Origin of the sequence: Fodinicurvata sp. EGI_FJ10296 (assembly GCF_040712075.1) — a bacterium.
In the GTDB taxonomy this organism is placed as follows: Bacteria; Pseudomonadota; Alphaproteobacteria; order DSM-16000; family Inquilinaceae; genus JBFCVL01.
Genome location: NZ_JBFCVL010000008.1, coordinates 178,192 through 203,515, shown reverse-complemented (window position 1 = coordinate 203,515; position 25,324 = coordinate 178,192). Strand labels below are relative to the sequence as shown.

Genomic DNA, 25,324 nt, shown 5'->3' with positions numbered 1-25,324 from the left:
GGGTCTCGTGCTAGCCCAGAAACCCGATGTGCTGGGTCGTCGCCGACGAAATGCGGCGGATCAGCCGATGCAGTCCTTCCATCGGCCCGAACAGGACATCGTTTTCGTACTGATAGTCCTGGCTGTCGTCGGCCGCATAAGTCGCCGGCTCGCCATAGTCCGACGCCCGGTCGTCATCGTCGCTGGTCAGGGGGAAGACCTCGCGCAGCAATTCGACCACGGCCGGAACGTCAAGATGAAGCAGCCGAATGACGACTTCCTGCGGAGTGATCGCATGCCGGCTGGAGAACTCCGGGATCTGCATGGCCAGCACGAATATCTCGTGGATCGCCGTCAGCCTAATTGCATGCAGCAACCGCATATGCAACCTGGAGCGGGTGGAGATCAGGCCGCCGCACCCCTCGGGGCCGCATCCTTCATAGCCGGTGTCGACCAGCCCGAGCGATCGTTCCAGCACCGTGAAATCCTGGTACAACTGGCGGAACACGCGGTTCTTGCGTTCGTGCAGCGTCGTCTGTTCCAGATGGCCGGCGAGCCGCAGCAAACGCTCCTGACGTTCGCGCGGGCCGGTGCTGGCGGCCAGCAGGAGCCACAACCCCGGATCGAGGCTGTCGATATAGGCCTTCATCACGTCGGGGTCGCTGGCCGCGCAGCCGTATTCCACGATCCCCATCAACTGGCGAAGGCGCGGCGAGCGGGGATAGAGGTCGGCGAACTTCTCCGGGTCCTTGGCGATTGCGGCGCCGACCCCGCCGATCGAGTTCGCCAGCAGGCCGAGTTGCTGCAGAACGCCATTATGGGGGATTGCCCGGAACTGACTGGGATGGGCTTCATCGACCTTGGAAGGGTCTTCGTGCTGGCGTTTGAATGCCCGGCTCCCCGACTGGAACAGCAGATTGGCGCCGAAAGCCGACAGCAACACGCCATAGTTGCCGTCTTTCATCAGGCCGACCTGGAATTCCTTTACCGTCGTGAAGAACTCGCGGATATAGGCGGACTCGTCATAGAACGGATCGTCGTTGGAGTTGTCGCCGGTCCGCAGCGAATGCTCCAGGATCCGTGTCACGGCGGCGAGTGCGCTGGTCGGGTTGACGAACATCAGATAGCCGTCGCCGCCCTGAAAGCTCATTTCCTGTTTGAAGGCGACATTCTTGTCGGCCATATAGCCGCGCGAGGCGGCGGTATCGATATAGGACAGGCGGTCCTCGAACCCCGCCGGGTGTCCGCCGCGGCCGATGCTTTCGCCGTGGGTGTCGAAGATCAGCAACTGGATGTCGTGCAGGCCGCGCCGGGCCATGACCGTGACCAGTCGCAGGCGCAGCCGTTCGATCGAGGCGGCGGCAGGCGTCTGACCGAGATAGCGGCCCGCATCGGAGTAACCGGTCTGGATGCAGATGCGGCCGCGCTGCTTTACATAGGCCAGATAGTGGGGATTATCGAGCAACTGCTCGATCATCCGGCTGCCGGCTTCCAGCGCCTTTTCCGTTTCGAACAGCGGTGAAATGTCGATGTGTTCCTCGACGCCGAACAGTTTGGCGTAATAAAGCGCCGCCAGACAGGTAAAGGCGCTTTCGCTTTCGGCGATCAGGAACCGGATCGGCGCGGTGCTGTCGCAGTATTTCAGCATCTGCGCCAGGACCATGAACAGCCGCTTTGCCGAGGTTCGTTCGGCCACGACCGATCCGAAATTGATGCTGACCGGCTTGGCGTCGGCCAGCAGGGCGTTGATCTTGTCGAGATAGGAAACCCGGTAGCGGGGGTCATTGGGGTCCGTCACCAGTCCGACCGCCTTGCGGATCGAGTTGTGCATCTGGGTCGAGTTGATCCGCACATGCGTGTGGGCGAGACCCAGACCGTGATTGGCGAATTCCGCGCGCAGGATGCACAGCCGCCGGATCAGAACCATGCCCGCGGCATCCGGATCGGTCGGAGCCCCGTTCTGGCCCCCCTCGTTCAGGCGCTCGCGGGCCTTGAGGATGGCGCGGTCGGCCATGTCGATCAGGCTACGGGCATCGGTCAGGCGCAGAGCGCGGCTGTCGTACATGCGTTTCGACAGGGCGCGGATGCGGGCACGCTCGTTCGCCGGGTCGGCCGCCGCCGCGTCCAATGCCGCAATTTCATCCGTGACCTGACTCAGCGCCAGCGCAATCCGGCTTTCGATCAGGTCGAGCGTGTCAAGCAGATCGCGGGCCTCGGGGCCGGCCATGGAATGCAGGGCGCGCACCTCCTCCAGATAATGCTGGAATTGCAAGGCCTGAAGCTTGAGGCGCTTCTGCAGTGAATCGCTCCAGAGGATGTCCGAGCGGCCGTCCAGATCGTAGCCGACCCAGCTCGCGATCGTCATCAGACGCGGCGAGGCTTCGGTCCAGCGGTCGGGATAGGACTCGGCCGCGACGCGGTAGAAGCCGTCATAAACCTCGCGCAGTGCCGACTGGATGTTGACGATTGCTTCCATCGACAGGGCATGTTCGCGCGACAGGCTGATGTCGGCGTCGGGGCTGTGCTCGGACCTGCAGGCCAGCGTCAGCAGTTTGTCCGCCTGATCGGCAGTAAGCGGTGCGCCGTCGCCGCCCCGGCCGACCGCCAGATCGGCCAGCGCCCGCATCAGCGGCGTGGACAGATTGAATGTCGGGTGGGCCGTGATGACCAGACCGAAGTATTCACGTTCGGCAAGGGCCTTGAACTGCTCGAACGGGACCCGTTCGCCGCCATCAACGCCGGCAGCACGGCTTAGCGTCTGCAGGATGGTGCTCAGATGCCGACGGTTCTGATCCGGGTCGGTCTCGCCCAGATAGCGTCGCAGCCGGGCAGCCCGTTCCAGCATGCCGTCGGTGCTGAGATACTGGGTCAGTTGCTCCAGATCGCCATAGCTGATCTGGCCCCTTTCCAGCCGTTTGGACAGGTCGAGCGACAGCAGCAGAACCGGGTTGGTGAACGGGTCGGTCGATCGGCCCAGTTCGAGCTTCTCCAGCGTTTCGGTCAGTTCCGCGACCAACGGCGACAACCGCTCGCCGCTTTCCTTTTTCGGGAAAAGGGCTGGCCCCCGCAGCGCGTCGTCATCGGGGGAAAGACGGGCACGCATGTCAGTGACGAAGGGCGGCGGGCTGGATCCGTCCGGCTGATCCGGAACCGCTGTTGCGGCCAGGGCATCACCGGATAGCGGGGCGGATTTCGGCTTTGAGTCTGGCTTTTCGGATACGCTCACGGGGGGCACTCGCTCCGCACGGCAATCGCAGCGGTCGGCGTTTCGACCGCGAACGGGTTGTGGCATGATCGCAGCGGCGCGGACAAAGGGGAGTCGGACAGTGCTATCCTCACCCGGATCCGCCCGCGACGCCGGGACTTCAGACAGTGGGCGAGGCGGGCCGGTATTGTCAATCTCGTGGTTGAAAAGGTAACGACGGTCGCGGGAACAATCGCCGCTTTCTCTGTGTTCATCAAGAATGCCCGATATCCCAGATCCCTTTGTCCATCGTTCACATTGGAGCGTTCCGGAGCCCCGATGGGACCTGTATCAGAACAACGATTCCATATGGCAGGCGGTGTTCGAGCAGTGCGATGCCGCCGAGCGCAGCATCGAACTGGAACAGTACATCTTTGAAACGAAGGGCGTGGGCGGTCGCCTGCTGGACCTGCTGGCGGCGAAGGCGCGCAAGGGCGTCGATGTCCGGATTCTGGCCGACGCGTTCGGCAGTCATGGCCTGCCCCGCAGCGATGCCGGGCGCCGGGTGTGCCGCGCCGGGGGGCAGATCGCGCTTTATAACGGGGCGGGCCGCTTTCTGCGCCGGCCGATCAGGAGTGCCCGCCGTCTGCATCGCAAGACGCTGATCTGCGACCGCGCGCAGGTCATGGTCGGCGGTTCGTGCTATGCCGACCGCATGACCAACTGGCGCGACACGGTGATACGCATCGACGGGCCTCTTCCATGGGCGATCGCATCAGAGTTCGAGCGCGCCTGGCTGGATGCCCATGACGGCGTGATCGACAACGCGCCGCCGGAAATCGATGAAGGTGCATCCCTGGAGCACCGCTGGTCCTATGCCGTAAGTGGCCCGTTCGTGCGGTCGGAGCCCAATCTGCGCGAGACAGTGCCGAAGAAGATTTCAGGCGCGCAACAAAGCGTGTACCTGACCACCCCCTATCTGTTTCCCGACCGGCGACTCTGGCGGGCGTTGACCGGGGCCGCCCGGCGGGGCGTCAAGGTATCGATCCTGATGCCGGCCAGAAGCGATCATCGCGTCGTGGACACGATCGGTCATCGGTTCGCCCACGCCCTGCAGCGCCGGGGTGTCGAAGTGCGCGGCTATACAGCCGGCATGCTTCACGCCAAGGTCGCCCTGATCGATGGGCACTGGTCGTCGGTCAGCAGTTTCAACCTCGACCTGCTCAGTTGCAGGCTGAACCTTGAAAGCGGCGTGTTCAGCACTTCGCCGCAGCTGTATCAGGCGCTGGCGGCCCGGATGGATGAGGATCTGGCGTCGTCACAACGGCTCTAGGGCACGCCGAACCGTTCCAGCGCATCCGGGCGCAGTGTCGTTCCCGCGCCCGGTTCCTGCGGCACCAGGAAATAGCCATCTTCGACGGTGGCCGGTTCGACGAAGCAATCCTGCATCCACGGAATGTATTCCAGCATCGTGCAGGCCGGATGGCCGATGGCCGTGTGGATGTGCGTCTGCATCATGTCGCCGACATGGGAGACGACCGGCAGTCCGCGGTTCAGCGCCATGTCCGCAACCTGCAGCCAGGGTGTTACGCCGCCCAGTCTTGCGACGTCTGGCTGCGCGAAGTGGAGGGCCCCGGCATCGAAGAATGTCTGGAAATTGTGCGGCAGGTATAACTGCTCGCCGAGCGCGATGGGTGTTGCGATCGACTCCGCAAGCCGCTTGTGGCTCGCAACATCGTCGTACCAGAGCGGCTCTTCGAACCACAGGACGTCGTTATCCTGCATCGCCCGGCCGAAACGGATGGCGGTTGGCAGGTCCATGCGGCCATTGGCGTCGACGGCAAGGGTCGGGGCTTCGCCGATCGCATCACGAACGGCTTCCAGGCGCCTGATGTCGTCGGACAGCAGATCGTGCCCGACCTTGAGTTTCAGGCCGGTGAAGCCGTCCTCTTCGACCAGCTTCCGGCAGTCGGATACCAGCGTCTCGATCGGCCAGTTCATCCAGCCGCCATCGCTGTTGTAGGCCCGGATTGACCGGGCTCGCCCGCCGAGATGCTGCCAGAGCGGCTGGCTGGCGGCCTTGGCCTTGATATCCCAAAGCGCGACATCGATTGCGCCTATAGCCAGTTGGGTAATGCCGCCGCGCCCCACCCACTGAATGGGCGGGAATCGTTCCATCGCCCGCCATAGGGCCGTCACTTCCAGCGGATTGCGGCCCAGGACAACCTCGGCCAGGCAGGTCTCGATGCATTGCGTGATCAGGCGGTCGGACGCCAGATGCGCGTGGGTTCCGGAATAGCCGTAACCGGTGATGCCGGCATCGGTCTCGATCATGACGCCCGGCGCCCCCCAGTGGGTCAGGCTGTGAAGGCTGTCGGCAATGCCGCCCCGGGTGACCGGGACATGCAGTATGAACGTCCTCAGGGCGGTAATCTTCATGGCTGCGAGACCTGCATGAGTGTTTCCGTTACCGGCCCGCGGTGGCTGGATCGTCGGGCATGATGGCGTTGCGGCCCGGTGTTTCCCGCTGTGCGTGCAGGAAATGAAGGTGCCGTTCGAACTGGTCCAGGATGTCCGCGATCAGCTGGCCCTGCGTATAGCCGTATACGTCGTAGCCCTGGCTTCCTTCATTGATGTGCACTTCCAGACGGTAGTACCGGGTCCCGGCATGCGTGTCGCGAACCGAGAAGGCGGGCATGGCGCAAGGCAGCGGCCAGATCTGATAGGTGAAATCCTGTTCGTCGCCGAGCGGTACGTTCAGCGCGAGATGATCCTCGTTCGGGGTGGCGCCGCCCGTACCGCCGCCAATCTCCGCACGGTACCCTTTTTCCTCCAGAACGCTGGCAATCTGGTTCATGGCCGGTCTGCCAGTCTCGCGCAGGAACCGGACGGCCTGCCGTTGATCGGGGAATGTCATGGCCCGGAGCAGACGCTGGCGCCAGTTGCCGGCTGCCGTCTCGCCCGGCGCGATCCTTCCCGATAGCTGTCCGGCCATGCTGTTTCGGTGACTGTCTTCCTTCAGACCCTCGACCTTCAGTGCCCGATAGAGCCCCGCCATCATCGCAAACAGGACAAAGGCAAACGGCAAGCCCATGATGACAACGGTACTCTGAAGCGCGCCCAGACCGCCGGCGAGCAGCAGCGCCAGCGTCAGCAACCCAATGATCGCCGCCCATGTGATCCGCATCCACGAGGGCGCGTCATGGTTAGGGTCGGTGAGCACGGATGTCAGGTTGGAAAGAACAAGCGACCCGGAGTCGCCGGAGGTGACGAAAAACACGATGGCCAGGATCGTCACCACCACTGCCGTCAGGCCGAACCAGGGGACCCCTTCCAGGAAAAGATAGATGGCCGAACCGGGGTTGTTCATGGCCTGCTCGCCGAAATCGGCGACGTTGGTGCCGAACATGACCATGTCTATGGCACTGTTTCCGATGGTCGACATCCACGCCATCATGAAGGCGAGTGGCAGGATCAGAGTGCCGGCCACGAATTGGCGAATCGTACGCCCCCGCGAGATGCGGGCCAGGAACAGGCCGACGAAGGGCCCCCAGGCGATCCACCACGCCCAGAAGAACACCGTCCAGGCATTCAGCCAGTCAGTGGGCGGCTCAAAAGCGTAGGTGTTGAAGGACAAGCTGACGAAGTTGGAAAGGTAGTCGCCGACATTGGTCACGAGGGTATTGAGCAGAAACAGGGTCTTGCCCGTGACCAGAATGAAGATCAGCAACAGCAGGGCAAGCAGCATATTGAATTCTGACAGCCGGCGAATGCCCCTGTCGACGCCGGTCACGGCCGAAATGGCGGCGAAGACCACGATGACGACGGCCAGAGTCGCCTGGGTCAGCGTGCTTTCCGGAATGCCGAACATATAGTTCAGGCCGAAATTCAACTGGATGATGCCGATACCCAGACTGGTGGCGATGCCGAAAACGGTGCCCAGCACGGCAGCGATGTCTACGGTGTGCCCGATCGCGCCCTCGATGCGCCGGCCGAAGATCGGATAGAGCGCCGAGCGGATCGTGAGCGGAAGCCCGTGGCGGTAGCTGAAATAGGCCAGCGACATGCCGACAAGGGTGTAGATTCCCCACCCTGAAAGACCCCAGTGCAGAAAGGTCAGTTGCATGGCTCGGCGGGCGGCTTCGACGGTTCCGGGCTCGCCGTCGGGCGGGGCCAGGAAATGGCTGACCGGTTCGGCGACCGAAAAAAACAGCAGGTCGATGCCGATGCCGGCCGCGAACAACATGGCGGCCCAGGTTACGACGTTGAATTCTGGCGTGGAATGGTCCGGGCCAAGCCGGATCTTGCCATAGCGCGACAGACCGATCGCGATGACAAAGACCAGATAGACGACGACGGCGACGAAGTAGAACCAGCCGAAACTGTCTGAAATCCAGGCCAGAACTGCGTTGATCGCGGCGCTGGCCGTGTCGGTGAAGACCATGGTCCACAGCGTGAAGACCACGATACCGATGGCCGATCCGAAGAAGACAATGGGGTTGATGCGATCGCGGGGCTCCGACGTGCCCTCGTTCTTATCGGTGTTAGGGGCCATCGAATGCTCCTGTCGCGATTTTTCCGTATTGTCTGCCGTTCCCGTCTCCCAACGAGGGCATTTTAGAACGATGCGTTAAAAGCGCCGGGCCTTCAATCACTAGGTTTTGGTGACGAGTGGTTTCCGAGGTCGACGGAAATGCGAAGTTGCTCTTTTCAGGGAGTGGCAAAAAAAGGCATGTCGTTTGGCGGTGGCGGAATGGGCGGTGCCGCGAAGGTTGTGCCGCCCCCGAGTACCGTCCCCGGGTACCGGCATTGACGATCCGCCGGATGCTGCCTGTCTCACATCACCGCGCCATCAGTGCGAACACGCCCCAGCCCAGGTATTCGCGCGTGAACGTGGCGTAGCGTTCGGGTTCCGAGGTCAATTGGGCTCGAACCTCTTTCGCGAAATCGTCGTCGGGATTGGCGTCGAGCCACCGGCGCATTGTGAGCCACTTGGCCGCCTCGTACCTGTCCCAGCCGTCCTGGTTCGCCAGCACCATTTCCACGAGGTCATAGTCAAGGTCGCCGAAAGACGCGAGTAGCCCTGGAAGCGTGAGAAAGTCCGAGATCGCCCCAGCGAGGCATCCCTTGGCAACGTCCTGCGTGGGCGGCAACTTGCGCCAGTACGGCTCGCCGATGAGGATAATCCCGCCGGTGCGGAGGCTCTGCGCCAGCAGCCCGATCGTCCCGGCGACTCCCCCGCCGATCCACGTGGCACCGAGACAGGCTGCTACACCGACCTTTTCGTCGGCTACATAGCCGGCCGCGTCGCCGTGAATGAATTCGACCCGACCGGCGACCCCGAGTTCTTCAGCGCGCAGTTCCGCTTGCTCGGTGAATAACTGGCTCATGTCAATACCGGTGCCGCCAATCCCGTGATCGCGGGCCCAGGTGCAAAGCATCTCGCCCGAACCGCTGCCAAGATCCAGTACACGGGTCTCTGGCTCCAGGCGCAACGCCGCGCCGAGAGTGGCGAGGTTGTCGGGTGTGAACGGGTTGTGGATGCGGTGAGCGCTTTCGGTTACGTTGAAAATCCGGGGGATGTCCACTGCGGAAATGCCTTTCGTGTATGGAAGGACCCGGTGGTCCGCGTATTTTCGTTACGAATCCGCTGTGCCGCAGTCCCTGTCGGTACCATCATCGTCCCGTCCGCCGCTGTCAGCTTTCGCTGAATGCTTCCATGGAGAACCACGAAAGCCGCTGTCCGTCCATATCGCGGATGATGACGGCGTCGGTGTCGTCGCCATCGAGATCGGCGACAGCCATCGAATACGGGAAGTGCGGAACCGCTATCGTGCTCTCGACAGTGGCTTCTCCATCGGCATTGATGGTGAAATGCGCCAGTTCGCTGTCGCTACCGTCGGTGTTGTCCCGGGCCGCCAGAAACGCATGCGCCGTGCCATCGCCGTCTGCGGCCAGCGCCATTTCCGCCGATGGGGCGGAAGATACGCCGTCTATCTCCGACACCGCCCACGCGCCGTCGGCCGTGCTGAGAACAAGATGCACCGTGTGCACAAGCGGGTCATCCGCCGTCTGAACCGATGCGACAAGATCGGGGCGCTCGTCCGCGTTCAGGTCGGCCACCGCCAGCACGCTGTGAATCGACGGCGCCTCCGCCGGCAGCGTAATGTCGGTTTTCCCTTCGCCCCCCTCGGCGTAGACATGGACCAGCCCGCCTTCGCGGTCCAGCACGACGGCGAGGCGGTCGTGTCCATTCAGGCCGCGGACGACATCGCCGCTGCGCGACTGCGTCTCGACCCCGGGCAGTCGGCCGCGGCGGAATGTGCCGGTCAGATCGGCGTCAGCGTCCATATCGCCGATCGAGGTCTGGGCCACGAGGGCCGCGGTTTCATCGGGAATGACGAGGTCATTGCGCCCGTCGCCATCGATGTCGTTGACAACGAACCCGGACCGAACGGCCGGAAGACGCCGGGCGTCTTCGTAGCTGCCGTCGTCGTTGCCCTTCAGGAAGGATACATGATGGTCTTCGGAGAGGCCGCCGGTGTTGGCGGCGAGGAGGTCGGCAATGCCGTCGCCGTCAAGGTCGGTTACCGTCAGGTCGCTGGCCTGCCGCCCGACCGGATACGACGCAGACGGCGAGAGTGCAGTGCCGTCGTCCGAGGTCTCGTAGACGGCTATGCGCCCCGGATCGGCGTGGGTGGTGTCCTGCCAGCAGATCGCGAAAAGGCGGTCGCCATTGCCGTCGGGAGAAGGGGCCACGGCCAGATCGCCGGGAACACCACCGTCGCAGACAGCACTTTCCGCCAGATCGACGCTGCTGCCACCGCATCCGGCTGCCACAAGGACAGCGCCGCCGATCATCGTCATCGCCGTGCCGCGTCGATGCGCAATCCGCGCCGGCTCATTGCTGGGATTCATGCTCGCGCCTCCGTTAGCCGGGTCATTGTTGTGCAGTGTTGTCCGGATGGGTCAGCCGCCCGTTTCCGGTGCCTGGCGCAGGCTTTCCATATAGGCGAGGTACAGTCCCTCGACGGTCTTGCGGGACAGGTCGCGCGTGATGAACACGATCTGTGTCAGCGGGCGTCCGGCGGGCCAGGTCTTCAGCCGGACGGGCGGGTGAAAGACGTGCTGAACGCCGTGTATGGCGACCGGATCGTCGATCTGGGTGGTCCACACGACGCCTTTGACGCGCAGGATATCCTCGCCCCGCATGCGCAACATCGCCTCCATCCAGTCGGCGAAATCCTCCCACGGGGTCGGCTGCTCCACCGTCAGACAGAACGATGCGATGCGGGCATCGTGGCGATTGACGTCGTGATGGTGGTGGCCACCGCTGGCCGCGTGCGATCCGTGATCGGAATGCGGCCTGTCGTGGGACCGGTCGTGACGGGCATCGTCGTTGTTGTGGTCCGGGTTGTGGTCCGGGTTGTGGTCTGGGCCAGATTCCCGGTCAGGTTCCGGGCCATGCCCGTTGCCGTGCCCATTGTCGGCATAGGCTTCCGTCTTCAGCCAATTCTGAACATCCAGCGATTTGGTCGCGGGATTATAAAGGCCGCAGTTCAGGATCTCGGCGGGCTCGATGCGGCCATGCTCGGCACGCAGGATCGGCGCGGCTGGATTGATCGCGGCCAGACGTTGCTGCAGGGCGTCGATATCGTCGGCTGCCGCCATGTCGGTCTTGGTCAGGACGATCCGGTCGGCGACCGCCGCCTGCTTGACGCTTTCGGGATTGGCGTCGAGCTGGCCGCCACCGTTCACGGTATCGACAGTCGTGATCACGCCATCCATCCGGAATTGTGCGACGATCAACGGATCCGACATCAGCGTGTGCAGGATCGGCGCCGGGTCGGCCAGTCCCGTGGTTTCGATGACGACGCGGTCGAATTCCGGAACGTCGCCGCGCACGCGGCGCAGGAACAGATCGCGCAGCGTATCGCTGAGATCGTTGCGGATCGTGCAGCACAGACAGCCACTGTCCATGAGAACCGTGTTCTCGCCGGTTTTCTCGACCAGCACGTGGTCAAGGCCGACATCGCCGAATTCGTTCACGATAACGGCCGTGCGATCCATGCCGTCGTGCCGGATCAGCCGTGACAGAAGCGTCGTCTTGCCGCTGCCCAGGAACCCCGTGAGCACCGAAATCGGCAACCGTTCGCGCGGGCCGCTGCCGGCGTTGTCTCCGGCATCGTTACTGTGCGTCGTCATTCGCTGCCAATCTCTGCGACATTATTTGCCTGGCATGCGGGGCAAAGACCCTGCAGCTCGACCACGGGCCGGGTAACCGAGAACCGCGCGGCGTCGGCAGCCGCGCGAATGGCGGCGGACAAGCCGCTGTCGGTCAGCTCGGTCGTGGCGCCGCACCGCGTGCAGACCAGGAACTGGGTGGCATGATAGTTTTCCGGCTGGGTGCAGCCGATAAAGGCGTTGAGGCTTTCGATTCGGTGGGCGAGGCCATTGGCGACCAGAAAATCCAGCGCGCGGTAGACGGTTAGTGGCGCTGTCTTGCGACCCTGGGATGCCAATTCGTTGAGAATGTCATAAGCGCCCCGAGGCCGGTGTTCCTTCCACAGCAGTTCCAGCACCTGACGGCGAATGTCGGTCAGCCGGACGCCTTGCTCGTCGCAGATCGCTTCGGCGCGGATCAGGGCGTCGGAGACACAGAGGCCGTGGTCGTGATCCGTTGATGGCCAGTCGGCCATGCTCGCGTCAGAATCCGTTTCTGCATCTGTGTTCGGTGGTGATCGGCTCGCCACTCAACCTCCTGCACCCGGCACGGTCGGGCTATTCGACGTGCCTGTCTATCGACCGTTCCCTGCCATCAAAATAGGCGCGAATGGCGCGGAAACCAAGGATGATCGACACCGCGGTCAGTGTCAGGCCGGCCCAGTACAGATAAGGATCGCTGGAGGTGGCACCAAAAAGGCCCGCGAGGGCGAGGATGCCCAGGATGACGAGCAGACGGAGGGCATTGGCGGGCTGTTGCGGCATCACCGAAAGGAATCGATTGTCAGGCGCGCCATCGAAATGCTGCTTGAGTACGATGAAGCCGGCCAGAACGCACGCGACCGCCAGCCCGACCCCCATTGTGCGGCCGGTGGCAGTGGCCGCCTCGGCCGCTCCGAACAGGCCAAACAAACCGATGCCGAAAACAACGGCGATCGAGAGCCAGCGACGGAAGCTCATTGCCGGTCCTTTCATTGATACGCAGTCCGATGGCATGCGCGGTCCGAGGTGCCCCGCCGGACGGCGAGGGTTTGACGTCCGGCGCGGTGCCGGTTCCTTGCCACACCGGTTCTAGGCAATCGCAAAGGCCCGCGCAATGGGTTTGACTGCCAATGACGGGCGCCCACCCCGGTCGGACTGCGGCAATCCAATTGGTCCCGGCATGCGTAAGAAGCGCGATAGCCGCTTGCGGCTGAACAACGATGGCCAGGACGAGATGCCAATGGACAATACGACACGACGATCCACACTCTGCCTGGCCGGAGCCCTGATTTGCGGCGGTACGCTGGGCGCGCTGATGCCGCGAGGTCCATTCATGAAGGCGCTGATCGGGTCAGCCAGCGCGGCAACGATCCCACCGGCAGCCCGCCTTCCGTTTACCGTTTCCAGAGGCGGCAGCGAGATCGGCCGGCATGTCGTCAGTTTTGTCAGAGACCGTTCCGGTGATGGCGAGCGGCTGACGGTTGATATCGAGATTGACCTGTCTGTGAGTTTTGCTTTCATCACGGCCTATGAATATCGTCATCGCAATCGGGAAATCTGGGTCGATGGCCGTCTCGTGTCGATGGAGACGACGACCGACGATAACGGCGACTCTTTTTTCGTGACGGCACAGGCCAACGGCGATTCGATCCGTGTCGAGTCCACATCCGGCAGCTACGAAGCGCCGTCGACGGCAATACCCAGCAGCTACTGGAACCGCGCCTTTCTCGACCGCGACCGGATCATCAACACGCAGGACGGACGGTTCATGCCGGTCTCGATCGAGGGTCGCACCGACGAAACCATTCGGGCCGCCGGCCGCGATATCGCGGCCACCCGCTACGATATCGGCGGGCTGGCGCCTCTCAGTATCTGGTACAGCGGCGCCGGCCAGTGGGTGAAACTGGCCTTCGACGCTCAGGGATCCGAGGTGTCGTATCTTCTGAATGCAGGCGCCGGCGGCGCCTCGACATTGGCGGACGGTTGAAATGCCGGCAAGACACAGCGATGGGGTCGCCTGGGTAACCGGTGCCAGCCAGGGCATCGGGGAAGCCGTGTGCCTGCGCCTCGCCCGCGACGGCTGGACCGTGGTCGCGAGCGCCCGGTCGGCGGATAAGCTCGATGCCCTTGCCGGACGGTCCGATATCGGTCCCGGACGCATCGTCGCCATGGCGCTGGATGTGACCGACGGGCCTGCCGTGGATCGGGCCGTCGACCGGATCATTGCCCATCACGGTCCGATCGCTCTGGCCGTGCTCAATGCCGGAACCTATCTGGCCGACAATGCCGAGACGCTTTCCGCCGAGACGCTGGTGCCGACGGTAGACCTGAATTTCGTTTCCGTGGCCAGATGCCTGCAAGCACTGCTCGGCCCGATGCGCGCGGTGGGCAAGGGCCATGTTCAGGTCGTGTCCTCGGTCAGCGGGTATCGCGGCCTTCCCAACGCGGCGTCGTATGGCGCAACCAAGGCGGCACTGATCAATCTGGCCGAAAGCCTGAAGCTTGACTTCGACCGGTTCGGGCTGACATTGCAACTGGTCAATCCCGGCTTCGTCAAGACGCCGCTGACCGACCGGAACGATTTTCCCATGCCGTTTCTGATCTCGGCCGAGAAAGCCGCCGACCGCATCGTCGCGGGCGCCGCAAAAAGGTCGTTCGAGGTGACATTTCCGCGCCGGTTCACATTTCTGCTGAAGGTCCTTCGGTGTCTGCCCTACGCTTTATATTTTCCGATCGTGCGCCGGATGACGGGCGTCTGACATCGACAGGGTGACAATGATGGAGCGGGACGAGACGTTGCGGCTGGCCCGGCGCTATGCCGCCGCCTACGAGGCGCTGACGCCCGGGACGATCCCGGCTCTTACCGACCTTGCGGCCGCGAATGTGCGTTTCAGCGATCCCTTCAACGAATTTCGCGGACGGGACCGGTTGGCGGCCGTGTTCCGGCACATGTTCGACGGCCTGACGGCGCCGGCCTTTGCGGTGACCGATGTCGCGGTCGGTGAGGCGGGAAACGAAAACGTCGCCTATCTCAGATGGCGGTTCACCTTTCTCTATCGGCAGCGCCCCCACACCATCGATGGCGTCAGCGAGGTTCATTTCGACGGCGACGGCCTGGTGTCGGTGCATCTGGATCACTGGGATTCAGCGACCCAGGTCTATATGCATGTTCCGATACTGGGCCGCCTCATCGCTGCCATCCGGCGCCGGCTGGCCGGCTGATCACGCCGCCAGCAACGCGTCGGCAGGACCGAAGAACTCGTAATGAATCCGAGAGGCCGGCACGCCCAGCGCGGTCAGGTGGTTGATCATGGCCTGCATGAACGCGCGCGGGCCGCAAACGAAATACGAAGCCCGCTTGATGTCGGTGTTGGCCGCCAGCCAATTCCGGTCGATCAGCCCCTGCTGGTCAAAGCGCTGCTCGCTGATGTCTTCAGGGCGGGGGCTCTGATAAAAGACGGTCGTCGTCAATCCGGGCTGATCGCTGGCCAACGCCCTGACATGGTCGCCCATGGCGTGAGTCGATCCGTCGATGGCGCCGTGAACGAAATGCACCGGGGTACCCGGATGATCCTTGGCGACGGTTTCAAGCATGGCGACCATCGGCGTCAGGCCGACACCCCCCGACAGCAAAACGATGGGATCGGCCGGCGTGTCCGGCAGAAAAAAATCGCCGGCCGGCGGGGCGGCGTTCAGAACGGTTCCCGGCAGCGCCTGGTCGTGCAGCCAGTTCGACGCCAATCCGCCGGATTCCCGTTTGACCGAAATCCGATACGTCTCGCCATTCGGGGCCGTTGAAATGCTGTAGTTGCGCTTGACCGTACCGCTTTCAGGTATGTCGAAGGCGAAGGTCAGGTACTGACCGGCTTTGTGACGCAACACCGGCATGCCGTCGACCGGACGCAGCTGGAACGACCGGATTACGTCGCTTTCCCGGCGACTTGCCTCGATTACGAACGCGCGCCATCCGGTCCAGCCGCCATCAGCCCCGGCGATGTCTTCGTAGAGTTTGCGTTCGCGCTCGATCAGAATGTTCGCAAGGAACCAATAGGCCTCGTGCCACGCGCCGATGATTTCCTCGGTCGCAGCGTCGCCAAGGACATCGGTCATGCCGTCGAGCAGCGCCTGACCGACATGCGGATAATGTTCGGGCAGGATCTGAAGTCCGACATGCTTCTGGGCAATACGCTCGACCACCGGCACCAGCGCGTCCAGATTGTCGATGTTTTGTGCATAGGCCAGTATCGCGCCGGTCAAAGCTCGGGGTTGACTATCGTCGCCCTGGTGGCTCTGATTGAACATATCCCGAATTTCCGGATTTTTAAACATGCGGCCATACATGGCGTGCACAATGTCCAACCCGTGCGTTTCAAGCACCGGTGCTGTCGCCTTTATGATCTCGACAGTCCGGCTGCTGAGGGGGGATGGCATGGGCGTCTCCTGTTTCCACGTCTTCGCCGTGCCGGTCCGATTGACCGAAACAACGTAGCGACCGTATAGCAAGACCGCCAAATGATGTAAACGATATGCATCAAAAAAAGTATCAACAGGCGACGGCCGCAGACGGCGTGGCCGGCAAATAAAGCCCGATGGTGGTGCCTGAGCCGGGCTGCGATTCGACCGTCGCGTGGCCGCCGGAATGGGCCACGAAACCGGCCACCATGCTGAGGCCCAGACCCGTGCCTTTGCCGGGGTCCTTGGTCGTGAAGAAAGGATCGAAAATGCGCGCAGCCACACTATCGGGCATGCCGCAGCCGGTGTCCCTGACTTCAACGAGAACGTAGGATCCGGGTCGGGCGCCGGTGTGGCCCGCAACGTCCGATGGCGCCAGGTCGACGTTCTGTGTCGACACCGTGATCATGCCACCACCGGACAGGGCGTCGCGTGCATTGATCGCCAGATTCAGAAGACAGGTTTCGAACTCTGCCGTATCGAGAGTCGCGCTCCGGGCACTGCCACAGAGGCGGGTGTCGACGTCGATGCCGCGACCGACGGCCTGCTGGATCAGGGGCAGGGCGGCTTGTATGAGCAGGTTGACGTCCGCGGGTTCTGGCCTGAGCGATTGCTGGCGCGAGACCGAGAGCAATCTCTGGGTCAGTTCGGTTCCGCGGTCGCCGGCGCGCAGGATCAGGCCGAGCAGGCGTTTGGACTGCGGGTCTGCAACGAGCCGCGATTCCAGTGCTTCGGCATTGCCGATGACAATACCCAGAAGGTTGTTGAAATCGTGGGCAACGCTGCCCGTCAGTTGGCCGAGCAGTTCGAGCTTCTGCAGCATCCTCAGCCGGTCTTCCGTTCGTTTGCGCTCCGAAAGGTCGCGGCCGATCGTCGACAGAAAAGCGGGTCGTCCATCCTCGCCCCGGTGTACCAGAATCGTCTGGAAAATCGGCCGGGGCGGGCCCGCAGATCCGGACAATTCGGTCTCGCCGGACCATTGTCCGTTCTCGATGGCAGCTGGAACTGCCTGATCCCGGAGGAAACGGCCCGTGTCGGCAGGATGCAAATCGGAAATATGCCATCGCGATATGTCGGATGCGGGACCTGCCCCGGTCATCTCGCGCCCTGCGCCGTTCATCGAGAGCAGCCTGCCGTCCACAGTGGCTGTTGCCACGAGGTCCGGTGCGGCATCGACGATGGCGGCCAGCCGGTCGCGGGTTCGATCGGCGGCCAGCATGGATCGCGTGGCGCCCGATGCTTGCCGGGTCAGATGGTTGGTGACCAGATAAAGGCACGCTGCGGTCACCACGACAAACAACCAGCCCTTGACGATCTGTGCAATGATCGGTGGGCGTGTGAGGTCATCGAACTGGGTGCCGAGGGCCAGGTCCGAGATCAGAATCCAGAAAGCGCCGATGACGGCATAGGCGATGGCGATTCGGGCGGGTAGCCGGTCGAGAATCCGGAGCTTTTGCTCCGTTGTCCAATCTTCACTGGAGACCCTGCTCGCCATCGCCCACCCTGTTTTTTTATATTGCCGCGCATTCGGCCGCGCAGATAATCCAATTATCTCATCACTGCCTTAACAAGACAATGCAGCGTGCCGATTTGTCGGAGATTGAATTTTCAATTGCCCGGGAGTGATGGTTCCCGGCGGGTACGGGCTTGATCTGCGGCGCCATTCGGACCAGTTTCTGTGCATTCGGGGACGACCCCAGTGGACAACCCGGGGGGAAGATCCTTGGGATGGTGTTTGGCAGGCGCGTTTTCGCCTGCAGTTGTGGCCGGGACGACCCAGCCGGAAAACCGACCGGAAAGGGTTGTGAATGGCCTGGATCTATCTATTCGCTGCGGGATTGTTCGAGATCGGCTGGGCGGCCGGCCTGAAGTTCACCGACGGCTTTACGCGGCCGGTTCCGACCGTGCTGACGCTCGTAAGTATGGCAATCAGCGTGGTGCTGCTCGGGCTCGCACTGAAATCGCTTCCGCTTGGCACGGGCTATGCCATCTGGACCGGCATCGGCACTGTGGGCACGGTGATATTCGGCATCATCGTCTTCGGGGAGGCGGCATCGATCAATAGGCTGGTCTGCATCGGCCTGATCGTCACCGGCATCATCGGGCTGAAGTTCAGCACCTGACGGCGGACGTGACGGGAGTTGTCGTGCCCCGTCACTGCGCCCCTTCACTGGGCCGCGGCGGAACCCGGTGCCAGACCCTGGTCGATCGCCTGCTCGACCGTCTCCTGATCCATTTCCAGCGCCAGTTCGTCGTCAGCCTTGCGGAAGAAGATGAACGCCGAGCCGATCTCGATGCCCCATTTCGTTACATGTGCCCGGTTGATCATGCTTTCGCCGTCGGGCTGAAGGAACATCCAGTCGTCGAAATGGACATTGATCGTGCGGTCACCGATGTCCAGATCGAAGTAATATTGCCAGTTGAGCGCATTTCCGTATGCGGCGCCGCTGGCTGTCCCGACCACGTTCCCCGCTTCGCCCACGTAGCCGTTCTCGCCGTCGGGCCGGATCGTCCAGATGCGCTGTTCGGTCTCGCCGTCGGCATAGACGAAATCTTCCACCAGGGTCAGGGTCTGGCCGTCCCACTCGCCGTCGATGTCGACCGTGAACTGGCGCCGCAGATTCGAGAAGCGATCCTCGAAGATTCCCCAGGCGCGCGTCTGTCCCTCGAAAAATTCTTCCAGTCGGAATCGCGGCTCTGTTCCGGCGAAGTCTTCTGGCTTCATGCTACTGCACCCCGTCAACACGCCCATCAAAACGACCGATCCGAACCCCGCGACCAACAGGGATCGTCGGCGCGGCCCGGGGCGGGTTCCGGGTTCGGTCGGGACATCGCCGGGTTCAGGGCGCCGCGGCTTCACTCTCGTCATTGTCTCGCTCCTCCAGACGGCGCCGCATCTCGTACTGCCGTTCCGCCGTGATCGGAAATCCTGCCATTAGTACGATGGCGCCAACCTTGAAGATCACCGGCAGCAGCGAATAAAGAACGACAAGAGTGATGAGGGCCGGCGCGCCGTTGCCCCCGTCTTCGCTGAACCCGGCCAGGTTCAGGATCGGAAACGCCATACCGACCGCCAGCGCGAGCGCCAGTTTCGTCGCCATGCCCCAAAGGGCGAAGAACAGGCCGGCGCGCCGTTCGCCGGTCTCGATGGTGTCGGCGTCGATGACATCGGCCTGCATCGACGCCGGAAGGACGAGATCCGCGCCCAGCGGGATGCCGGTGAGAATGCAGATGGCCAGGAAGGCCCAGAAATCGCCGGGACCCAGGAACGGCACCATGGCGAACCAGATGCAGGCCCACACCATGGCCGCACACCACACGGTATGTTTGCCGTAGCGGTAGCTGAGCTTCAGCCACATCGGTACGGCCAGAATGCCGCAGAAGAAATACATCGCCAGCAGGCTGCCGGCCTGGCCGGGAATTTCCAGACGATGTGTGACGAACAAGAGGAAAAGTGTGGCGGGCAGACCGTTGGCGATGCCGTTGATCAGATAGGCGGCGATCAGGCGGCGGAATCCGGCATTGCGGCGCAGGACCTTCAGCCCCGGCAGAAATCCCGCAGCACCGGCGGTTGAGCGGAAGCGGGAATCCGGCGTGACGGCCAACAGCAGGATGACGGAGGCTGGAAGCAGCACGACGATCATGACCGCGATGACGGTCAGGGCCCCGCCAGCGTCCTGGGCGTCAACGTAGCCGAACGCAACCGGCAGCGCCAGGGCCAGCATCGTTCCGACGACGAGAAAGCCTTCGCGCCAGGCGGAGATGCGCGAGCGCTCGTGATAGTCCGGCGAGAGTTCGGCCCCCCATGCGCTGAGCGGCAGGATCATCATGGTCCAGCCCAGATACAGCACCAGCGACCAGACCAGAAGATGCCAGCCGCCGGCGCCGTCAGGTGGCACGAACAGAAACCATGTCGCCGTCAGGACCAGCGGCGTTCCCGCGACGATCCAGGGCCGCCGCCGTCCGAAGCGCCCGGTCGTCCGGTCGCTCAGAAATCCGATCAGCGGGTCGGTTATCACATCCCAGAGCCGGGCGAACAGCAGGATCGCCCCGACGGCGGTGAGGCCGAGCCCCATGGTGGTCGCATAGAAGGTCGGAAGATGGATGAATACCGGCAGTCCCAGCGCCGCAAGCGGCAGGGCCGGAGCGCCATAGGCGGCAAGCACCCGGCCGGAAAGGCGCGGGGCCGCGTTCGTGGTTCGATTGACGGCCATTGTCGCTTGCGCCAGTTCTGATCAGAGGGTGCGTTTCGGGTCGGGCGCCAGTGTCAGTCCCGGGCAATCGCGACTTGTCGGACGTCGATACATCCAACCTCGAATCCCGCCGCACAATACGCGAAATACTGTTCCCACATCCGCTTGAACCGGTCGTCGAATCCCATAGTGTGCAATTCGGGCCAAACGGCCTGGAAGCGGTGGTTCCATTCCCGCAGGGTTCGGGCATAGTCCTTGCGGTATCCGGCGGCGTCGGTCACCCGCATGCCGGCCCGCGCGACTTCGTCCCTGAGGGCGGTCATGCTGGGCAGCATGCCGCCGGGAAATATGTATTTCTGGATATAGTCGGCACCGCGCCGATAGGAATCATAGTACCGGTCGTCGATGGTGATCACCTGCAGCGCCGCGCTTCCGCCCTCGCAGAGTCGCTCGCGGATGGTATTGAAATAGGTCGGCCAGTACTGTTCGCCGACCGCTTCGATCATCTCGATCGAGGCGACCCGGTCGAAGCGTCCCTCGGTATCGCGGTAATCGCGCATTTCGATGGTCACGCGGTCGTTCAGACCCAGGGACTGGATGCGGCGGCTGGCGAAGTCGTACTGCTCGCGGCTGATCGTGATGCCGGTGACGCGGGCGCCGATCTCTGCGGCGGCGAAGGCCGCGAAACCGCCCCAGCCGCATCCGATTTCCAATACATGGTCGTTCGGGCCGAGCCCCATGCGCCGCGCGATCTCGGCATATTTGCGCTGCTGGCCCGCCGTCAGCAGGTCCGTGCCGGTCCGGGTTTCGTCCTCCTGACCCTCGGCGGCGAAGATGGCGGATGAATAGGTCATGGTCGGGTCGAGCCAGCGTTCGTAAAAGGCATTGCCCAGATCGTAGTGATAGCTGATGTTACGGCGCGAACCCCGGCGCGTATTTGGGCGCAGGCGATGAAGGAAATGGGCGATCGCGCGCACCATCGGCCGGCCGTCGAGAACATCGCCCAGCGCCTGTTCGTTGACCAATGCCAGGATGAACAGCGCCTCGATGTCCGGGCTGGACCATTGGCCGTCGAGATACGCTTCACAGAATCCCAGAGTGCCGCCGGTCAGAAGCCGCCGCGCCATGGCATCGTCATGCACGACGAGGCGGGCAGCGGGTCCCGGCTCGCTGCCGGCAAACCGGTGCTCGTCGCCCGAGGGCAGTACGACAGTCAGGTCGCCGGCCCGCAGCGAGCGCGCCATGGACAGCAGAAACCGCATGCCGCGAGACGGCTTGTATGGACGATGAGAGGTGGTCGACATGGCGAACATTGGCGTGGATCTGCGTCGGTTTTTGCGATCAGGTTTGGTGGCGTTCGTCGGCCGTGGAGCGCGGACGGGGATGGTACCGCGCACCTTTCGACCATAATTTCAGCGCCTGCCAATGGATAGCCCCGATTACTTTCAGCGACATCAAGGGATGGGTGAGGAACAGCCTGGTCAGCGTTTTATCGCCGAACGGAGCGGCCGTCCCGTGAAGGGTGGCGAGCAGCAGATCGCCCTTTGCATCGCCTTCACGGATAAGGATCGACAGCCGATCGCCCGGTGGACGAAGGCGAAACCGATAGCGCGGCGTCATGTCGATGAAGGGCGAAACATGAAACGCCTTGTCGGCGGCATGCGTGAGCACCGCAGGCCGGGAGCCGCCTGTCCGGTCGTCCACTGACGGTGCCGGATCGATGCGGAAGGCGTAGACATGGCTTTCGCCGAAAGTGTTGTGAACTTCGTATAAAATAGCAGCAAGCTCCCCGTCATGGCGATGACAGAAAAAAATGCTCAGTGGATTGAAAACATACCCCAGAACACGCGGGAAGCAAAGCAGCCGGATGCGGCCTCCGTCAATCTCTATGCCTGCGGCCGCCAACTGCTGCTCGACCCAGTCGCGCAGCGACGGGGCCGAGGGATCCGATCGCCGACGCGGACCGTGGTCGCGATCGTCGTAGCCGAACAGATTGAACCGGTTGTACGAGAATATCCGGCTGCCCGACGCCGCTTCGGCGATCCGGTCAATGTCGATCAGCATCGAGAACACGCGATAGCTGAACCGGTGTCCGAACGGTCGCAGCCGCCGATGCATGACCCGGCCGACATAAAGCACGGCAGGCGGCTCTGCCGTCGGTCGCTGAGCGTGCTGCGTATTTGCCGCCATCGTTATTCCGCCGCCTCCAGGTTGTAGGACGTTTCATCCGCGTCCTCGGGCAGGTTCTGCGGCCGGCAGTTGGCGGCGGCCGTGCTGACCTCGTCCACGCGCCACGGCGCTGGAGATCCCAGGGCGTCGGCCACGGCCAGAGCCGACGACAGGCCGTCCTCGTGAAACCCGTACCCTGTCCAGGCGCCGCAAATCCAGGTGTTTCGGCGTCCCTGTATGCTGCTGATCCGCGACTGGGCGGCGATCGCACCGGCATCGAAAACCGGATGATCGTAGGTGAAGGTGCCGAAGGTTCGGTGCGGGGCGGGCGCGGTCACCGGGTTGACGGAGACGAAGATGTCCTGGTCGCAGGGCAGCGATTGCAATCTGTTCATCCAATAGGTGACGGCAACCCGGCTGCCGGCGGTCACGCCGTCCGGTGCGATATAGTTCCAGCTGGCCCAGGCGCGCCGGCGTTTGGGCATCAGCGCCGGATCGGCATGCAGGATGGCCGTATTCGGCTGAAAGGCGAACCTGCCCAGCACGTCGGTTTCTTCGGCGTCGGCGTCGCGCAGCAGCGACAGGGTCGTATCGCCATGGGTGGCGAAGACGACCTGATCGAACCTTTCCGGGGCGTCGGCGTCGGTTTCGACGATCGCGCCGCCGTCGACGCGCGTGACCGCGCGCACTGGCGTGGCGGTGCGAATCCGGTTCCTGAACGAGTTGGCCAGGCGTTCGGTATAGGCCCGCGATCCGCCGTCGATCGTCAGCCACTGGGGCTGGTCATTGACGGTCAGCAGTCCGTGATTGCTGAAGAAACGCAGAAAAGTGGCGGCCGGAAAATCCAGCATCGTCCGGATATCCGCCGACCAGATCGCGGCACCCATCGGCAGGATGTGATCGTAGACGAACGCCCGGCAGTACCCGCCGTCGGACAGGAGGCGCCCAAGGGTTCCTTCGGGAATGCGGTCGTTGGCGACCATAGCCACCGAGGTCCTGTAGAACCGCAGGATATCGTTGATCATCCGATAATGCCCCGGCCGCAGAAGATTGCGCCGCTGGGCGAACAGGCTCGAAAGCCGGTCACCCGCATATTCCAGCCCTCCATCGCGGATGCTGACCGAGAACGACATGTTACTCGGTTTGATCGGAACGTCGAGCCGGTCGAACAGGGTATTCAAATTGGGGTAGGTACGGTCGTTGAAGACGATGAACCCGGTGTCCACGGCGACCCTGCCATCCGGGGTCTCGATGTCGACCGTGTTGGCGTGTCCGCCAATGCGCTGGTCTGCTTCGAAGACGGTGATGTCATGACGCCGGTTCAGCGCCCATGCCGCCCCGAGGCCGGCGATTCCCGTACCGATGATGGCAATCCGCATTTAGGTGAAGCTTTCTGACTTGTTGAACCGGACCCTGTAGCGCCCTTCATACGCGGGCCAGCGGTGGTTGGATGACCCGTATCGCTTGCGAGGGGGTTTCCGGTCCCGGCCAATCGTGGCATGACCTGCCTGACCGTGTGCCCCGGGGCTCCCGGTCCAATCACCTGCCCAACCAGGACTGTGCGATGAGTTTTATCGAAATCTTCGTTCTCTCCGTCGTTCAGGGGGTAACAGAATTTCTGCCCGTTTCCAGCGCGGCCCATTTGCTGCTCGTCCCCATCGTGACGGGGTGGCGCGATCAGGGGCTGGAATTCGATCTGGCCGTGCATGTCGGTTCGCTGGCGGCGGTGCTGATCTATTTCCGGCACGAAATCGCCGCCGTCGTCGTGGACTGGTTGCGGTCGCTGGCAACCGGCGGCGCGACGGCGAATGCCCGGCTGGGTTGGGCAGTTTTGCTGGGGACGATCCCGGTCGGGCTGGCCGGACTGGCCCTCAAGGATCTGGTCGAGACGACAATGCGAACCCCGGAAATCGCAGCCGTCGTCATGGCAGCAACGCTGATCGGGTTCGGGGTGCTGCTCGGATGGGCCGACTGGCGTCATCGCGGCGACCGCGACGAGTACCAGTTGGGATGGCGGGACGTTGTCGTCATCGGCTGCGCGCAGGCGCTGGCATTGATCCCTGGAACCTCGCGCTCGGGCATCACGATCACCGCGGCGCTGTTCCTGGGCCTGAGCCGTGAGGCGGCGGCGCGGTTTTCGTTCCTGCTTTCGATCCCGGTCATCATTCTTGCCGGCGGTCTGCTGGCTATCGACCTGATCTCCAGCGGAACGGATGTCTCGTGGGGGACGCTGGGGCTGGGCGCGCTACTTTCCGGCATCAGCGCTTATCTTTGCATTCACTATTTTCTGCTTTTCATAAAGCGGATCGGCATGCAGCCGTTCGTGGTTTACCGGATCGTGCTTGGCCTCGTTCTGCTCATCGCGTTCTTATAGAGGCCGCACTTTCAGGTAAAGCTTTGGGCGACGATGCGGCCGCGGATCAGCGCATGGGCGAATCCACCACTGGGGAAGTGAGCGCGGATCGCCGGGTCGCCGATGTTCAGCCCGCCGGTGAAGGCGCCGAACGCGGGCATAACGAGGCGCGCGTGATCGGTGACGAAGCACCGACCCGAGAATCGGGCCAGCCGTGTGTGCACCGTCGTCTTGGGGTGAAAATGCCCGGCGATCTCGCCGGGGGCGGTCTTCCCATGCGGCTCGTGACGGAAGGTCAGCCCGCCGGTGCAGATCTCGGCCATGACCTCGCCGCCGAACGCTGCGGAGCGTGTGTGGTTGATTTTCGGGTCGTGATTGCCGGCGATCCAGATCCATCGGCTGTTGGCTGCCAGGCGGCCGAGGCGGGCGCCCTCGGCCGTGGACAACCGGTCCGGTGCCTCGACATCGTGGAAGCTGTCGCCCAGGGCGATGACGGTCTGCGGGTTCCACCGCGCCATGGCCGCTTCGAGCCGGGCGAGCGTCGCGGCGGTGTCGTAAGGTGGCAGAAAGCGGCCCCGCCGGGCGTAGCTCGACCCCTTTTCAAGATGCAGATCCGATACCACCAACAGACGCAGGCCCGGCACCCACAGGGCGCCATCGGCGCCGGCATCCATCGGGATGCCGGCGACGGTCAGGCGTGTCGACGCGACCTGCTCGCCGCCGATGGTCGCAGTCGGCGTCAGTGTTGGTGAATCGAAACCGGCCATGGCGGAGAAGGCTCTTCGTTCG

At 63.2% G+C, this 25,324-nt stretch carries 22 protein-coding genes; 6 read left to right on the top strand and 16 right to left on the bottom strand.

The genetic code is table 11. The features are described 5' to 3' along the window. Positions 1 to 10 precede the first annotated feature (10 nt). Positions 11 to 3,205 carry a phosphoenolpyruvate carboxylase gene (locus ABZ728_RS18130; RefSeq protein WP_366657658.1) on the bottom strand — a complete coding sequence of 1,065 codons (3,195 nt, stop codon included), beginning with the start codon at positions 3,203 to 3,205 and terminating at the stop codon, positions 11 to 13. 238 nt (positions 3,206 to 3,443) lie between these two features. Between ABZ728_RS18130 and ABZ728_RS18125 the strand changes: the two genes are divergently transcribed. After that, on the top strand, positions 3,444 to 4,496 hold the full coding sequence (locus ABZ728_RS18125; protein ID WP_366657657.1) for a phosphatidylserine/phosphatidylglycerophosphate/cardiolipin synthase family protein: 1,053 nt from the start codon (positions 3,444 to 3,446) through the stop codon (positions 4,494 to 4,496). On the opposite strand, the gene ABZ728_RS18120 is transcribed toward ABZ728_RS18125, so the two are convergent. The 7 genes from ABZ728_RS18120 to ABZ728_RS18090 all read right to left on the bottom strand — a co-directional run bounded on the left by ABZ728_RS18120 (position 4,493) and on the right by ABZ728_RS18090 (position 12,346). After that, positions 4,493 to 5,602, bottom strand: coding sequence for a mandelate racemase/muconate lactonizing enzyme family protein (locus ABZ728_RS18120; protein ID WP_366657656.1), 1,110 nt, complete (start codon positions 5,600 to 5,602; stop codon positions 4,493 to 4,495). The genes ABZ728_RS18125 and ABZ728_RS18120 overlap by 4 nt on opposite strands. A gap of 28 nt (positions 5,603 to 5,630) precedes the next feature. Beyond that, positions 5,631 to 7,718 (bottom strand): choline BCCT transporter BetT, encoded by a 2,088-nt coding sequence (gene betT, locus ABZ728_RS18115; RefSeq protein WP_366657655.1) that lies wholly within the window; start codon positions 7,716 to 7,718, stop codon positions 5,631 to 5,633. A gap of 286 nt (positions 7,719 to 8,004) precedes the next feature. After that, a complete protein-coding gene (locus ABZ728_RS18110; RefSeq protein ID WP_366657654.1) occupies positions 8,005 to 8,751 on the bottom strand; it encodes a class I SAM-dependent methyltransferase in 747 nt (248 codons plus the stop codon). A 109-nt stretch (positions 8,752 to 8,860) separates the two neighbouring features. Beyond that, positions 8,861 to 10,081, bottom strand: a complete 1,221-nt coding sequence (locus ABZ728_RS18105) for a VCBS repeat-containing protein (protein ID WP_366657653.1) — start codon at positions 10,079 to 10,081, stop codon at positions 8,861 to 8,863. Between the two features lie 51 nt (positions 10,082 to 10,132). Beyond that, positions 10,133 to 11,368, bottom strand: a complete 1,236-nt coding sequence (locus tag ABZ728_RS18100) for a GTP-binding protein (protein ID WP_366657652.1) — start codon at positions 11,366 to 11,368, stop codon at positions 10,133 to 10,135. Continuing rightward, positions 11,365 to 11,862 carry a Fur family transcriptional regulator gene (locus tag ABZ728_RS18095; RefSeq protein WP_366657650.1) on the bottom strand — a complete coding sequence of 166 codons (498 nt, stop codon included), beginning with the start codon at positions 11,860 to 11,862 and terminating at the stop codon, positions 11,365 to 11,367. Before ABZ728_RS18095 ends, ABZ728_RS18100 begins: the two co-directional genes overlap by 4 nt. Positions 11,863 to 11,944: 82 nt before the next feature. Next, the gene (locus ABZ728_RS18090; RefSeq protein WP_366657649.1) at positions 11,945 to 12,346 is read right to left on the bottom strand and encodes a hypothetical protein; all 402 of its coding nucleotides are present in this window, start codon (positions 12,344 to 12,346) and stop codon (positions 11,945 to 11,947) included. 202 nt (positions 12,347 to 12,548) lie between these two features. Between ABZ728_RS18090 and ABZ728_RS18085 the strand changes: the two genes are divergently transcribed. Genes ABZ728_RS18085 through ABZ728_RS18075 form a run of 3 tightly spaced genes read left to right on the top strand, consistent with a single transcriptional unit; the run spans position 12,549 to position 14,590 of the window. Continuing rightward, positions 12,549 to 13,355: a DUF6134 family protein gene (locus ABZ728_RS18085; RefSeq protein WP_366657648.1), complete on the top strand. Its 807-nt coding sequence runs from the start codon at positions 12,549 to 12,551 to the stop codon at positions 13,353 to 13,355. A gap of 1 nt (position 13,356) precedes the next feature. Further along, a complete protein-coding gene (locus ABZ728_RS18080) occupies positions 13,357 to 14,127 on the top strand; it encodes an SDR family NAD(P)-dependent oxidoreductase (RefSeq protein ID WP_366657647.1) in 771 nt (256 codons plus the stop codon). Positions 14,128 to 14,143: 16 nt separating this feature from the next. Beyond that, complete coding sequence (locus tag ABZ728_RS18075; protein ID WP_366657646.1) at positions 14,144 to 14,590, top strand: nuclear transport factor 2 family protein; 447 nt, start codon at positions 14,144 to 14,146, stop codon at positions 14,588 to 14,590. On the opposite strand, the gene hmpA is transcribed toward ABZ728_RS18075, so the two are convergent. Together hmpA and ABZ728_RS18065 are read right to left on the bottom strand one after the other, a co-directional pair. Next, positions 14,591 to 15,799 (bottom strand): NO-inducible flavohemoprotein, encoded by a 1,209-nt coding sequence (gene hmpA, locus ABZ728_RS18070; protein ID WP_366657645.1) that lies wholly within the window; start codon positions 15,797 to 15,799, stop codon positions 14,591 to 14,593. A 112-nt stretch (positions 15,800 to 15,911) separates the two neighbouring features. Then, a complete protein-coding gene (locus ABZ728_RS18065; RefSeq protein WP_366657644.1) occupies positions 15,912 to 17,315 on the bottom strand; it encodes an ATP-binding protein in 1,404 nt (467 codons plus the stop codon). A gap of 313 nt (positions 17,316 to 17,628) precedes the next feature. Between ABZ728_RS18065 and sugE the strand changes: the two genes are divergently transcribed. After that, positions 17,629 to 17,943: a quaternary ammonium compound efflux SMR transporter SugE gene (sugE, locus tag ABZ728_RS18060; RefSeq protein WP_366657643.1), complete on the top strand. Its 315-nt coding sequence runs from the start codon at positions 17,629 to 17,631 to the stop codon at positions 17,941 to 17,943. 44 nt (positions 17,944 to 17,987) lie between these two features. Here the strand turns inward: sugE and ABZ728_RS18055 are convergent, their stop codons facing one another. From ABZ728_RS18055 to ABZ728_RS18035, 5 genes are all read right to left on the bottom strand, one after another. After that, positions 17,988 to 18,572 (bottom strand): DUF3833 domain-containing protein, encoded by a 585-nt coding sequence (locus tag ABZ728_RS18055; RefSeq protein ID WP_366657757.1) that lies wholly within the window; start codon positions 18,570 to 18,572, stop codon positions 17,988 to 17,990. 88 nt (positions 18,573 to 18,660) lie between these two features. Then, on the bottom strand, positions 18,661 to 20,034 hold the full coding sequence (locus ABZ728_RS18050; protein WP_366657642.1) for an MFS transporter: 1,374 nt from the start codon (positions 20,032 to 20,034) through the stop codon (positions 18,661 to 18,663). 53 nt (positions 20,035 to 20,087) lie between these two features. Then, the gene (locus tag ABZ728_RS18045) at positions 20,088 to 21,326 is read right to left on the bottom strand and encodes a cyclopropane-fatty-acyl-phospholipid synthase family protein (protein WP_366657641.1); all 1,239 of its coding nucleotides are present in this window, start codon (positions 21,324 to 21,326) and stop codon (positions 20,088 to 20,090) included. Between the two features lie 28 nt (positions 21,327 to 21,354). Continuing rightward, positions 21,355 to 22,203 carry a DUF1365 domain-containing protein gene (locus tag ABZ728_RS18040; protein ID WP_366657640.1) on the bottom strand — a complete coding sequence of 283 codons (849 nt, stop codon included), beginning with the start codon at positions 22,201 to 22,203 and terminating at the stop codon, positions 21,355 to 21,357. 2 nt (positions 22,204 to 22,205) lie between these two features. Continuing rightward, complete coding sequence (locus ABZ728_RS18035; protein WP_366657639.1) at positions 22,206 to 23,561, bottom strand: FAD-dependent oxidoreductase; 1,356 nt, start codon at positions 23,559 to 23,561, stop codon at positions 22,206 to 22,208. A gap of 185 nt (positions 23,562 to 23,746) precedes the next feature. Here ABZ728_RS18035 and ABZ728_RS18030 point away from each other — a divergent pair, with 185 nt between their 5' ends. Continuing rightward, positions 23,747 to 24,556 carry an undecaprenyl-diphosphate phosphatase gene (locus tag ABZ728_RS18030; protein ID WP_366657638.1) on the top strand — a complete coding sequence of 270 codons (810 nt, stop codon included), beginning with the start codon at positions 23,747 to 23,749 and terminating at the stop codon, positions 24,554 to 24,556. Between the two features lie 11 nt (positions 24,557 to 24,567). Here the strand turns inward: ABZ728_RS18030 and pdeM are convergent, their stop codons facing one another. Continuing rightward, a complete protein-coding gene (gene pdeM, locus ABZ728_RS18025) occupies positions 24,568 to 25,302 on the bottom strand; it encodes a ligase-associated DNA damage response endonuclease PdeM (RefSeq protein WP_366657637.1) in 735 nt (244 codons plus the stop codon). Positions 25,303 to 25,324 lie beyond the last annotated feature (22 nt).

Bases quoted from the DNA above. Each gene is read 5' to 3' on its own strand.
- ABZ728_RS18125 (WP_366657657.1), top strand. From the start codon at position 3,444: ATGCCCGATATCCCAGATCCCTTTGTCCATCGTTCACATTGGAGCGTT.
- hmpA (WP_366657645.1), bottom strand. From the start codon at position 15,799: ATGCCATCCCCCCTCAGCAGCCGGACTGTCGAGATCATAAAGGCGACA.
- ABZ728_RS18030 (WP_366657638.1), top strand. From the start codon at position 23,747: ATGAGTTTTATCGAAATCTTCGTTCTCTCCGTCGTTCAGGGGGTAACA.
- ABZ728_RS18095 (WP_366657650.1), bottom strand. From the start codon at position 11,862: ATGGCCGACTGGCCATCAACGGATCACGACCACGGCCTCTGTGTCTCC.
- sugE (WP_366657643.1), top strand. From the start codon at position 17,629: ATGGCCTGGATCTATCTATTCGCTGCGGGATTGTTCGAGATCGGCTGG.
- ABZ728_RS18065 (WP_366657644.1), bottom strand. From the start codon at position 17,315: ATGGCGAGCAGGGTCTCCAGTGAAGATTGGACAACGGAGCAAAAGCTC.
- ABZ728_RS18100 (WP_366657652.1), bottom strand. From the start codon at position 11,368: ATGACGACGCACAGTAACGATGCCGGAGACAACGCCGGCAGCGGCCCG.
- ABZ728_RS18080 (WP_366657647.1), top strand. From the start codon at position 13,357: ATGCCGGCAAGACACAGCGATGGGGTCGCCTGGGTAACCGGTGCCAGC.
- ABZ728_RS18055 (WP_366657757.1), bottom strand. From the start codon at position 18,572: ATGGGCGTGTTGACGGGGTGCAGTAGCATGAAGCCAGAAGACTTCGCC.
- ABZ728_RS18035 (WP_366657639.1), bottom strand. From the start codon at position 23,561: ATGCGGATTGCCATCATCGGTACGGGAATCGCCGGCCTCGGGGCGGCA.
- betT (WP_366657655.1), bottom strand. From the start codon at position 7,718: ATGGCCCCTAACACCGATAAGAACGAGGGCACGTCGGAGCCCCGCGAT.
- ABZ728_RS18075 (WP_366657646.1), top strand. From the start codon at position 14,144: ATGATGGAGCGGGACGAGACGTTGCGGCTGGCCCGGCGCTATGCCGCC.
- ABZ728_RS18085 (WP_366657648.1), top strand. From the start codon at position 12,549: ATGCGTAAGAAGCGCGATAGCCGCTTGCGGCTGAACAACGATGGCCAG.
- ABZ728_RS18050 (WP_366657642.1), bottom strand. From the start codon at position 20,034: ATGGCCGTCAATCGAACCACGAACGCGGCCCCGCGCCTTTCCGGCCGG.
- pdeM (WP_366657637.1), bottom strand. From the start codon at position 25,302: ATGGCCGGTTTCGATTCACCAACACTGACGCCGACTGCGACCATCGGC.
- ABZ728_RS18105 (WP_366657653.1), bottom strand. From the start codon at position 10,081: ATGAATCCCAGCAATGAGCCGGCGCGGATTGCGCATCGACGCGGCACG.
- ABZ728_RS18090 (WP_366657649.1), bottom strand. From the start codon at position 12,346: ATGAGCTTCCGTCGCTGGCTCTCGATCGCCGTTGTTTTCGGCATCGGT.
- ABZ728_RS18120 (WP_366657656.1), bottom strand. From the start codon at position 5,602: ATGAAGATTACCGCCCTGAGGACGTTCATACTGCATGTCCCGGTCACC.
- ABZ728_RS18045 (WP_366657641.1), bottom strand. From the start codon at position 21,326: ATGTTCGCCATGTCGACCACCTCTCATCGTCCATACAAGCCGTCTCGC.
- ABZ728_RS18040 (WP_366657640.1), bottom strand. From the start codon at position 22,203: ATGGCGGCAAATACGCAGCACGCTCAGCGACCGACGGCAGAGCCGCCT.